Genomic DNA, 6717 nt, shown 5'->3' on the forward strand with positions numbered 1-6717 from the left:
TGCACCGGATGCCAAAACCTCCGCTTCGCTCTGGTTTTGTCACCGGTGATGGCGGGCGTTATGTTTCTTGACAGCACCTGTTAACCGGTGCTATTAATAGCATCAAATCGTTGGCTAGGTAATCACTATGCAAGTGAAATTTTCCGAGGATGTCATTCCTCTATCAGACCTGAAGATCAATCCTGGCAAGGTGGTTGGTCGAGCGCAGGATACGCATCGCCCGATCCTGCTTACCAGTCGTGGCCGTGGTGTGGCTGTTGTGCAGGGGCTCGAGGATTATGAGAGAGCTGCCGAGGAGATGCGGTTTGTAAAGGCGGTGGCGCAGGGGCTTTTGGATGTTCGCGAGGGCAACACCATATCGTTGGAGGATGCTAGGAAATCGTTGGGTATCAAGTAAATGGAATTACGCATCTCACAGTCTGCTCTTGAGGACTTACAGGCTATTCAGGGCTATTACAAAGAACAGGATGTGCCACACATCGGTGATGATTTCGTGGCTGCTATCCTGGAGCACAGTGAAATGCTTCGAGTCCACCCTGATGCTGGCCGAGTTGTTCCTGAATTCAATATGGATCATATTCGCGAATTGATTCATGCGCCGTTTCGAGTTGTCTATCTCAGGCAGGCTAAAGAGGTTGTGCTCATACGAGTCTGGCGTAGTGAGAGGCAGATCGAATTACCAGCAAACGAAACATAACCAAGCCATGCACCGGATGCTAAACCCTCCGCTTCGCTGCGGTTTTGTCACCGGTGATGGCGAGCGTTGAGACTGTCGGATTAGTCCCAGAGCCCTTGGCTCACGTGGTAAATAAAGGCTAACATCTGTTAACTAAACTTTACCTCAGAGGTGGCAAGGGATGGCGCGGTATAAACACTACGATTACAACCAAACCAAGATGATACCTCTGCGGTTTTCGGATCAGATCCAACCTGGCACGTTCGAATATACGCTGAATCATGTCGTGGATAATGATTTAGATCTGAGCGTGTTTGAATCTCGCTATCGCAATGACTACAACGGCGCACCAGCCTATGATCCGGCAATTCTGCTGTAGGTCGTGTTATTCGCTTATTGTAGAGGCATTATCAGCAGCCGCAAGATCGCTCAGGCTTGCCGTGAGAATGTACTGTTCATGGCATTGTCAGCTGACAGCCAACCCAATCACAGCACCCTAGCCGATTTCATCTCTCGAATGGATGAAGTGATTGCACCCTTGTTCACACACGTTCTAATGGTGTGTGATAGCTTAAATCTAATGTAACCTTGAAGCCCATGAGTTATTGAGTGTAGGTTGTTCGAATAGATGATTCAGATCATCGATTTGGGCTGTAAATAAAGATTATAGTAAAGGGCGGGCTGTTGATGCTGGGGATTTTGATTTCAAAATGTCTAATTCGACAGTCTCGTTAGGGCTGATCGTAATGGCCACCAATAGCGAAGATATAAATGGACTTTTCGTCAAACCGATATATCAAACGATCTCTTTGTGAGATCCGCTTAGACCAAAGGCCAGAGAGGTTGTGCTTAAGTGGCTCCGGCTTCCCTAAACCTGAAGCAGGGTCGTTTGAACGCAGCATTTCCTTGAGTACTTTACGCAAAGCCTTGTGTAATTGTTTGTCCTTCTCGCGCATAGTTTCATATGCTTCCCAAGTGTTGCCTTCAAATACCAGTGATCTCATTCATTTGCTCTTCAGTCGGTATATAGCCTTTACCACGGTTGTGGGTTTCAAGGGAGTAGGCAATCTGTTGCATGAGGCTCTGGTTTTGGAGAACATGAAGCGTTTCTTGCTCTCGATCCCAGTCGTCGGCGCTTATTACAACAAAAGCCTCTCCGGCTCGTCTAGTTACCTTGAGGGGTTCATGCCTGTTAACCACTTGCTCTACAACGCTTTTCAGGTTGTCTCTAAATTTGTTTACACTGATTGTATCCATAATGGTGCCTCGATGTACGGGATTTCCGTACAAGTATACGTCAAATGCCCTAACAAGGCCAAGCACAGCGACAGCTTTTTTGTTGCGGCTTCGCCTTCACTACAAAGCTGCGCGTGTTGGCAGCGTTAGGGCTTGGGTGTTAGGCCGATGGTTGGATAATGGGAGCCCAGTGAGCTGAGAGGTTCACGCTGGGTTCTGAGAGCAGCCGAGGGGGAGGTGCCCTTGGCTGACTCACCTTGTGTGCCACTGTGCAAGCTATCATGAGGCGCAGCGACTTCGTACAGTGTTGGAGCAGCGCTTTGAATCATGCGGTTTACAGCTACACCCAAAGAAAACTAAAGTTGTGTATTGCAAGGGTGGATATAATCGACAAAGTTTTCCGGTAGTGGCATTTAATTTTCTTGGTTATACGTTCAGACCTCGCTGGATTAAAACACGACGAGGCGATATGGGGTTGTATTTTCTGGGTGGCATCAGTCAGAAAGCCGCAAAGGCGTTGCGCCATGAAATCAATCGTTGGCCATGGTCGTATTGGTGTCATAAAGAGCTGGTGGATATACGTGCCTTTGCGCTGAGCCGCCTGAGAGGGTGGTATCAGTATTATGGGTTGTTTGGAAAAAGTATTATCCGCAATGTATTGTTTCATTTTTACAAGCGGCTAAGTCGCTGGGGGCTGAAGAAGTACAAGAAGCTTAAGGCGTTGATGCAGGCAGCAAAACGAGTGAATAAAGTTAGGCGGGATTACCCAAGGGCTTTTCCGCACTGGCGTAAAGTATTGTTAAATAGTTGAACGTGAAGAGCCGTATGAATCGAGAGGTTCGCGTACGGTTCTGTGAGAGGCTGAAGGGGAGGTTCCTTTGGCCTAATTGACCAAGGGACGCGCCGCAAGCGGCACGCTCCTGAGCTTTGACGTTAAATCAGTAATGGTAGCGCAGCTGAGCGATCAAGAGGGTGTCGTCGATTGCTTTGTAGACCATGCGGTCTTCTTCATTGATCCTTCTTGACCAGTAGCCTGTTAAATTATGCTTGAGGGGTTCTGGTTTTCCGATGCCCTCGAATGGATTACGCTTTATGTCCTTAATGAGATTGTTGATTCTGGTGAGCGTTCTTTTATCTGTTTTTTGCCAGTAAAGGTAATCTTCCCAAGCATTTTCTGAGAAGATAAGCTTCACTCAGCCAGCTCTCTTTCTTCGCCTTTTCCGCTTTCAAGCTCTGCAATAGAAGCAAGTAGGCGGCGAGCATTTTTCGGAGCGCGGAGCAGGTAGGCTGTTTCTTGTAGTGCTTCGTAGTCTTCAAGTGACAGCATAACGACAGAAGGTGCTTTGCTGCGTGTGATGATGACAGGGCTATGGTCATCACATACTTGTTGCATCATTTTGGCTAAGTTGCTGCGAGCACTGGTGTAACTGATGGCATCCATTTTTTGTACCCCGTTTTATTCTGTACAGGAAACTGTACGCAAATTATTTGACAAACGCAAGCACACGGAACAATTTTTCGCTTCGCTGCAAATTGTCCGGTGTTGCGAGCGTTGAACTAAGCCGCTTCGCGTAGCTTGGCTGCATCCCTTAGTTTTTTGTCCACACTTAAATCTCCTTTAATCATTAGGAGGTTTAAGCCATGCACTCATCAAATGAACTATTCTTTTCACTCGGCAGCGGAAGCCGAGTTCCTTAAATCGGCTGGCTATTACGAATCAAAAGTTCCGGGATTGGGTGGAACCTTCATAGAGAAATTTGAGTTGAGGGTAAAGTAACCTTGAAGCCCATGAGTTATTGAGTGTAGGTTGTTTGAATAGGTGATTGAGGTCATCGATTTGGGCGCTAAATAAAGATTATAGTATAGCGCGGGCTGTTGATGCTGGGGATTTTGATTTCAAAATGTCTAATCCGACAGGCTCGTTAGGGCTCAAATCTTCTACTTGAAGATCCGTTGATCAAAGCTGAAATCCAGTTTCTCAGCCTTGTTAAATATCTCTGGCATGAGTGGATGATTTGGATTTACGACATAGTTGCGGTCTCTGGGGGAAATCGTTGATGGAACTTGAAGTGCTGCAAATTCAGGATTTTCTACTTTTAAAAACTGATCTCCAATCTCTTGGGTTTGTTCACTAGCGGGTATTGTCCTCCAGTTGTTTGGGAGATCCTCAGTTTCTAGTTGCGCAATCAGTTCATCAGGCACATGAATTCGATATAGGTCATATTTATGAATGAGTTCCGAGTCGTTGTTTATGTGAACAAAAACCTCAAGAACACACAACGATTCCGACTCGGCAAAATAAAGCGCTTCAATCCCTTTTGAATTCCATCGTCCTCCGAATAGCTTTGCTCCCATGGGATTAAAAGGTGTGTCAGCAAATTTCTTCTGAGTGAGCCTGTACATCTTCATTAAGAGAAGACTCCATGCTCAACACGACCAATGAGATCTTTAACGGTTTCGAAGTCGACAGTTGTTGCAATCATATCTAGTGGACGCTTTCCGTTAAGACCATAGACATTCTCACGCATCCATTCTAATGCGCGCTGTTCATTACCAAAAAGGTCAGTGGCAAGTTTGATAAGCATGGCAAGGCGATACATAACATCACTCTCTTGAGTGCTGAACCGCTCTTCATTCTTGAGTCTACGCTTTATTGTGCTGATTGGGATAAGAGTAACGTTATGAAACTCGCTCTGAGATAATTTGGCTTTCTCAACAATATTGCGATAGACAATGGGTTTAAAACCTTGATGTATAGCGGTGTTCTTTGATGTGTTTTCGTCTTCAATGCCAAGTGTATACCAAAAGTTAGGTTGGTAAGATGGCTTAGGTTTAAAGCTTTTGAGTGTAGTATTAGCCATAATAGTGATCCTTTTGGTTCATATGGTCTATACATATTGGCTCAATTGGTCCTTGTGGTCAACTTTAAAGAATTTGCGCCCTAACAAACGCCTCAGAGGGAGCGTCAACGCGTGGCGTTTCCAGTCACATTGAGCCGCGGTGGTTGCAGTTCTATTGCAACTATGAGTCGGACTTCATTGGTGAATTCGATGTGTTGGCAGGATCCGATGAACTTGAAGGTGACGTTGCTTATGATTCCGTCACGATCCAAGAGGGTAGATACTTGGTTTTCGAAGGCAGTCGCAGCATGCCACAGGCCGTCATAGAAACATGGTCAAAGATTTGGGAGTGCTTCAGTTCAAGTGAGCCAGAGTATATACGGGCTTACACCACTGACTTTGAGCTGTATAAAAGTGATAGCGAAATCCAGATTTTTATCGCCATCAAGTAGATTTCATAACAAGGCCAGCCGCTGCGACGGCTTTTTCGTTACGGCTTTGCCTTCACTGCAAAGCCGCGCGTCCTGTCGGTGTTATGTTTCTTGACAGCACCTTTTAACCGGTGCTATCAGTAGCACCAAATCGTTGGCTAGGTAATCTATCTCAGGCAGGCAAAAGAGGTAGCGCTCATACGAGTCTGGCGAAGTGAGAGGCAGCTCGAATTACCAGCCAACGAAACATAACCAAGTCGTGCAACGGAGGCCAAAACCTCCGCTTTGCACTGGCTTTGTCACTGGTGACGGCAGTCACTTCTATGTCGTATTGATAAGTGTCACGTGACAGAATACAGTTATTCCCATGATTAAATCCTTTGCTGACAAACTAATCCAAGAGCTCTACTCCAAGGGTAAGTCAAAGAAATTTCCTGCGGATGTTGCACCGAGAGCTGCTAGAAAGCTGGAATACGTGGATCTGGCCGAACAGCTTGAGGATTTGAAAGTGCCACCCGGTAATCGCCTTCATCCACTGTCGGGAAACAGGCAGGGGCAGCATGAAATTTCAATCAATGATCAGTGGCGTATCTGTTTTCGTTTTGAAGGTGGCGATGCATATGAAGTCGAAGTTTGTGACTACCACTGAGTGAGGTGATGATATGACTATTCTTAATACAACCGGTATGCAACGCAAACCCACACATCCCGGCGAAATACTGAGGGAAGATTTTCTTCCGGATTATGGACTGACAGCTTCGGGGTTGGCCGAATCTTTGGGTGTCTCTCGTCAATCAGTTAATGAATTATTGCGCGAACGTCGTGCTGTTAGTCCTGAAATGGCGCTCCGGCTTGCTCGCTTGTTTGGTAACTCGCCAGAATTCTGGCTGAATGCACAGCGATCTGTTGATCTCTGGAATGCTGCGAAGTTGGTGAAAGAAGAGGTGGATCGAATCAAGCCGCTACATGCTGCATAACCAAACCAAGATGATACCTCTGCGGTTTTCGGATCAGATCCATCCTAGCACGTTCGAACATACGCTGAATCATGTTGTGGATAATGATTTAGATCTCGGCGTGTTTGAATCTCGCTATCGCAATGATTACAACGGCGCGCCTGCCTATGATCCGTGATAGCTTAAACTTAATCGGACGGGAGATGTTCGCGATTGATGGCTGCAAGATGCCCTCGAAAGCTGCCAAGGAGTGTAGGTTGTTTGAATAGGTGGTAGGTCATCGATTTGGGCGGTAAATAAAGATATAGTAAAGGGTGGGCTGTTGATGCTGGGTATTTTGATTTCAAAATGTCTAATCCGACAGGTTCGTTAGCTAAGCACTGCGCGCGGCGGAAGAATAAAAAAATCATTAAGCAGTTATCTTTAGGAAAACTTAATTAGTTTTTATCGTTTTATTGAGTCGTTTTCAGTATAATAAATAGAAAATAGTAGTGAATAAAGTTTAGTATATTTAATATATTAGTATTATACTATGCGTGTAGCTGATAGATTTAAGAGCTCTATAACTACACTAAAGA

General features: G+C 45.7%; 15 protein-coding genes. 8 read left to right on the forward strand and 7 right to left on the reverse strand.

All coding sequences use genetic code 11. The annotated features are described in order from the left end of the window. Window positions 1-127 precede the first annotated feature (127 nt). The 4 genes from D791_RS18280 (at window position 128) to D791_RS19855 (ending at window position 1262) form a co-directional block, all read left to right on the forward strand. Window positions 128-397: a type II toxin-antitoxin system Phd/YefM family antitoxin gene (locus tag D791_RS18280; protein ID WP_036514856.1), complete on the forward strand. Its 270-nt coding sequence runs from the start codon at window positions 128-130 to the stop codon at window positions 395-397. Continuing rightward, a complete protein-coding gene (locus tag D791_RS18285; RefSeq protein ID WP_036514858.1) occupies window positions 398-697 on the forward strand; it encodes a type II toxin-antitoxin system RelE/ParE family toxin in 300 nt (99 codons plus the stop codon). It begins immediately after the preceding gene. Between the two features lie 160 nt (window positions 698-857). Further along, the gene (locus D791_RS19400; protein ID WP_051514686.1) at window positions 858-1055 is read left to right on the forward strand and encodes a hypothetical protein; all 198 of its coding nucleotides are present in this window, start codon (window positions 858-860) and stop codon (window positions 1053-1055) included. Window positions 1056-1058: 3 nt separating this feature from the next. Further along, window positions 1059-1262: a transposase gene (locus D791_RS19855; protein WP_081763958.1), complete on the forward strand. Its 204-nt coding sequence runs from the start codon at window positions 1059-1061 to the stop codon at window positions 1260-1262. Between the two features lie 145 nt (window positions 1263-1407). Here the strand turns inward: D791_RS19855 and D791_RS18295 are convergent, their stop codons facing one another. From D791_RS18295 to D791_RS19405, 3 genes are all read right to left on the reverse strand, one after another. Beyond that, the gene (locus D791_RS18295) at window positions 1408-1680 is read right to left on the reverse strand and encodes a Txe/YoeB family addiction module toxin (protein WP_036514861.1); all 273 of its coding nucleotides are present in this window, start codon (window positions 1678-1680) and stop codon (window positions 1408-1410) included. Then, on the reverse strand, window positions 1661-1933 hold the full coding sequence (locus D791_RS18300) for a type II toxin-antitoxin system Phd/YefM family antitoxin (protein ID WP_036514863.1): 273 nt from the start codon (window positions 1931-1933) through the stop codon (window positions 1661-1663). The genes D791_RS18295 and D791_RS18300 overlap by 20 nt, the downstream gene beginning before the upstream one ends. Before the next feature lie 125 nt (window positions 1934-2058). Beyond that, a complete protein-coding gene (locus D791_RS19405; RefSeq protein WP_051514687.1) occupies window positions 2059-2241 on the reverse strand; it encodes a hypothetical protein in 183 nt (60 codons plus the stop codon). Window positions 2242-2318: 77 nt separating this feature from the next. On the opposite strand from D791_RS19405, the gene D791_RS19410 reads away from it, so the two are divergent. Continuing rightward, entirely contained in the window at window positions 2319-2723 is a 405-nt protein-coding gene (locus D791_RS19410; RefSeq protein ID WP_157682430.1) for an RNA-dependent RNA polymerase family protein, read from the forward strand. 127 nt (window positions 2724-2850) lie between these two features. Here D791_RS19410 and D791_RS18310 read toward each other — a convergent pair whose 3' ends face one another. The 4 genes from D791_RS18310 to parS all read right to left on the reverse strand — a co-directional run bounded on the left by D791_RS18310 (window position 2851) and on the right by parS (window position 4773). Then, on the reverse strand, window positions 2851-3105 hold the full coding sequence (locus D791_RS18310; protein WP_036514865.1) for a Txe/YoeB family addiction module toxin: 255 nt from the start codon (window positions 3103-3105) through the stop codon (window positions 2851-2853). Continuing rightward, entirely contained in the window at window positions 3102-3353 is a 252-nt protein-coding gene (locus D791_RS18315; RefSeq protein ID WP_036514868.1) for a type II toxin-antitoxin system Phd/YefM family antitoxin, read from the reverse strand. Before D791_RS18315 ends, D791_RS18310 begins: the two co-directional genes overlap by 4 nt. Window positions 3354-3850: 497 nt before the next feature. Then, on the reverse strand, window positions 3851-4321 hold the full coding sequence (locus tag D791_RS18320) for an RES family NAD+ phosphorylase (protein WP_036514871.1): 471 nt from the start codon (window positions 4319-4321) through the stop codon (window positions 3851-3853). Then, window positions 4321-4773, reverse strand: coding sequence for a type II RES/Xre toxin-antitoxin system antitoxin (parS, locus tag D791_RS18325; protein ID WP_036514875.1), 453 nt, complete (start codon window positions 4771-4773; stop codon window positions 4321-4323). Before parS ends, D791_RS18320 begins: the two co-directional genes overlap by 1 nt. Before the next feature lie 143 nt (window positions 4774-4916). Here parS and D791_RS18330 point away from each other — a divergent pair, with 143 nt between their 5' ends. The 3 genes from D791_RS18330 (at window position 4917) to D791_RS18340 (ending at window position 6160) form a co-directional block, all read left to right on the forward strand. Next, complete coding sequence (locus D791_RS18330; RefSeq protein ID WP_051514689.1) at window positions 4917-5204, forward strand: GyrI-like domain-containing protein; 288 nt, start codon at window positions 4917-4919, stop codon at window positions 5202-5204. Window positions 5205-5550: 346 nt separating this feature from the next. Beyond that, complete coding sequence (locus D791_RS18335; protein ID WP_036514877.1) at window positions 5551-5832, forward strand: type II toxin-antitoxin system RelE/ParE family toxin; 282 nt, start codon at window positions 5551-5553, stop codon at window positions 5830-5832. A 13-nt stretch (window positions 5833-5845) separates the two neighbouring features. After that, complete coding sequence (locus tag D791_RS18340) at window positions 5846-6160, forward strand: HigA family addiction module antitoxin (RefSeq protein WP_036514879.1); 315 nt, start codon at window positions 5846-5848, stop codon at window positions 6158-6160. Window positions 6161-6717: the final 557 nt, after the last annotated feature.

Origin of the sequence: Nitrincola nitratireducens (assembly GCF_000585235.1) — a bacterium.
Taxonomy (GTDB): domain Bacteria; phylum Pseudomonadota; class Gammaproteobacteria; order Pseudomonadales; family Balneatricaceae; genus Nitrincola; species Nitrincola alkalisediminis.

Excerpts from the sequence above, each read along its gene's own strand:
- D791_RS18280 (WP_036514856.1), top strand. The coding sequence starts at position 128 with ATGCAAGTGAAATTTTCCGAGGATGTCATTCCTCTATCAGACCTGAAG.
- D791_RS18285 (WP_036514858.1), top strand. The coding sequence starts at position 398 with ATGGAATTACGCATCTCACAGTCTGCTCTTGAGGACTTACAGGCTATT.
- D791_RS19400 (WP_051514686.1), top strand. The coding sequence starts at position 858 with ATGGCGCGGTATAAACACTACGATTACAACCAAACCAAGATGATACCT.
- D791_RS18295 (WP_036514861.1), bottom strand. The coding sequence starts at position 1,680 with ATGAGATCACTGGTATTTGAAGGCAACACTTGGGAAGCATATGAAACT.
- D791_RS18300 (WP_036514863.1), bottom strand. The coding sequence starts at position 1,933 with ATGGATACAATCAGTGTAAACAAATTTAGAGACAACCTGAAAAGCGTT.
- D791_RS19405 (WP_051514687.1), bottom strand. The coding sequence starts at position 2,241 with ATGATTCAAAGCGCTGCTCCAACACTGTACGAAGTCGCTGCGCCTCAT.
- D791_RS18315 (WP_036514868.1), bottom strand. The coding sequence starts at position 3,353 with ATGGATGCCATCAGTTACACCAGTGCTCGCAGCAACTTAGCCAAAATG.
- D791_RS18320 (WP_036514871.1), bottom strand. The coding sequence starts at position 4,321 with ATGAAGATGTACAGGCTCACTCAGAAGAAATTTGCTGACACACCTTTT.
- parS (WP_036514875.1), bottom strand. The coding sequence starts at position 4,773 with ATGGCTAATACTACACTCAAAAGCTTTAAACCTAAGCCATCTTACCAA.
- D791_RS18335 (WP_036514877.1), top strand. The coding sequence starts at position 5,551 with ATGATTAAATCCTTTGCTGACAAACTAATCCAAGAGCTCTACTCCAAG.
- D791_RS18340 (WP_036514879.1), top strand. The coding sequence starts at position 5,846 with ATGACTATTCTTAATACAACCGGTATGCAACGCAAACCCACACATCCC.